This window comes from Streptomyces sp. F001 (assembly GCF_004187715.1).
GTDB lineage: Bacteria > Actinomycetota > Actinomycetes > Streptomycetales > Streptomycetaceae > Streptomyces > Streptomyces flavusporus.
On the sequence record NZ_QZWF01000145.1, the window covers coordinates 1 to 2,169 of the forward strand.

Here is a 2,169-nt window from a genome sequence, read left to right on the forward strand (position 1 = left end):
CACAAGCACACCGGGCTGAAGGACCTGCTCTACGCCCTGGTGCGCATGCAGGACACGCGGCCGAAGGTCGCCGACGGCCTGAAGCGGACCAATGAGGAGCTGCAGCAGAAGATCACCCGCCTGCGTGCCGAGCGCGACCGGCTGCGTACGGACGTCCAGCAGCTGGTGCGGGTCGTACACGTCCTGGAGGTGGAGAATCAGCAACTTCGCGAGTCGTGGGCCCGCGGCATGCAGCCGACGGGCCCACCCGAACGCGCAGCCGCGTCAGGCGGCGTCTTCCTCGTCGCCGGTGTTGTCGACGTCCGGCCCATCAGCGATGTCCGGCTCGTTCGAGTAGATCGTGGCCTGAACCTTGACCGCCAGCCTGGAGACCTTCTCCCAGTCGGCGACCTCCGGAAGGCGCCCTTCTCGGGCTGCGGTGCCGCAGCTCATCCAACACAATGCGCAGCGATAACATCTGGCCGGACCGAACGCTCAACTCCCGCTCGCACAGGGCAGCCGCAGACTATCCATGCCACTGTGTCAGCCGTTCTAAGCCGCGGCCTCTCTCGGCTCTTTGCCCGGCATCACCTTGCCTCGGTGCTCCCACCGCGGTAAAGGCCCCCCAGTAATAACCGTGCGGGTGGTGGGCGCGGACGCCGACGGACGCGTCGCGAAGTGCCTCCGCGACTGGTTTCCCAGCACGGTGGGCGGTGTGGAAGGCGCCCATCAGGTCGATCGTCGTGGCATCAAGGACCGGCCAAAGACTTACCACTAGTTGCCGCGCTCCGGCCTGAAGGAAAGCCGTTGTGAGCCCCAGCAGTTCGTCGCCTCCAAGCGCGGCAGAACGGCCTGTGCTGCAAGCAGACAGAACCAGGAGATCCAGCTCGGAGCGGTGTTCAAGAAGTCGGCGGACAGTGAGCATTCCATCGGCAAGCGACAGTCCGGAACTCAACGGCTCAGCTGGGTCAAAGATGGCGTGTGCACCGATGTGTGCGACGGATGCCTTACTCAGCCCATCCAAGACAGCACTGATCGTAGCCCGCTCACCGATGAGGGTGTCCTCGGTTCGCAGGATCTTGGCCACTCGCTCGGCTTCCAGTCGGGCGAAGCCGAGATCTCCCCTCGGATCGCCGACGACGAGAGCGTTCCGGGCCGACAGGGGCGGCATGTCCGCGTGAAGCCTCGCTACCTGAAGCGACGGGACCGTGTAAATCGGGAGTGGACGGCCTGCGGCGTCGCCGATTCCTGCCCGGCAGGTGACAACCGCCCAGGGCAGCCGGTGCAGGACACCGTGCGGCACGATCACCAGCCTCCTGGCGCCCGCCAGGAATGGTGCCGCCTGCTGCCACAGGTCAATGAGGGGTTCGTACCAGGTCTCGGGCCCCAGATCCACGCCGTAGGGATCAACCTCAACCGCGAACTCCTCCTCCACGGCGGCGAGTGCTGGACCGTCCAACGGCAGGTTCACGACAGCCGGATGCAGTGCATCAGCCCGCAGCACGGCGAGGACGATTCGGTCGTGCGCGGCGAACAACGACACCAGGGGAGTGTCAGGTCCCGCCCGGACGGCAAGTTCGCACAGCTCTTCCCAGGTCGGGGTATCCCCACGGCGCAGGGACACCCAGGATCGGGCCGCAGGGCCGCACCGACCAATGGACTCCCAGATCCCGGACAGGGCCAGCAGGATCTTGCGTCGGCGCAGCGCGAGCGCTCTCCGGTCTTCGTCGCTAGCCCCGGATTCCACCGTAGCGAGCTCCTTACGGTCGATTTCGGCAAGTCGTCGAGCCAAGTCGGCTTCGCGTGCCACTTCCGCCGCTGGTACTTCCGGCGGTGCTGGCAGCTCTGTCCGTCCCAGGAGCCCAGTGAGCACAAGGGACTTGGTGCCCTCTGCCCGCACGACGGCCGCGCGGTACCAGTCGTCGCTGTCGATTCCCACGTCTCCGAGCTGAACCGCTGAGGTCACCGCCCGGCCGCGCATGCGCTCCCATGCACGAGCACCCAGTAGGGCATCGAGGACCGAGGCCGCCGAGCGACGCTCGCTGAGAATCGCCTCAGCCCTGCCGAATGCCGTGGCCGTCGTTACGAGATGGTCAGGGTTGCCCCCAGCGTTGCGCCAGCACTCCCAGGCAATGCGTGCCAGATTGTGCTGATAGCGCGCCGTGAACCGCCCCGGGTTCGATAGAGATC

3 protein-coding genes are annotated in these 2,169 nt (G+C 66.4%); all 3 read right to left on the reverse strand.

Features of this window, described 5'->3' with window-relative positions:
- Positions 1–204: hypothetical protein (locus tag StrepF001_RS45065; protein WP_129803854.1), on the reverse strand; the 204-nt coding region annotated here is incomplete at its 3' end.
- A gap of 60 nt (positions 205–264) precedes the next feature.
- Positions 265–432: a hypothetical protein gene (locus StrepF001_RS46160; RefSeq protein ID WP_165396594.1), complete on the reverse strand. Its 168-nt coding sequence runs from the start codon at positions 430–432 to the stop codon at positions 265–267.
- Positions 433–505: 73 nt separating this feature from the next.
- Positions 506–2,169: CHAT domain-containing protein (locus StrepF001_RS45070; RefSeq protein ID WP_129803855.1), on the reverse strand; the 1,664-nt coding region annotated here is incomplete at its 5' end.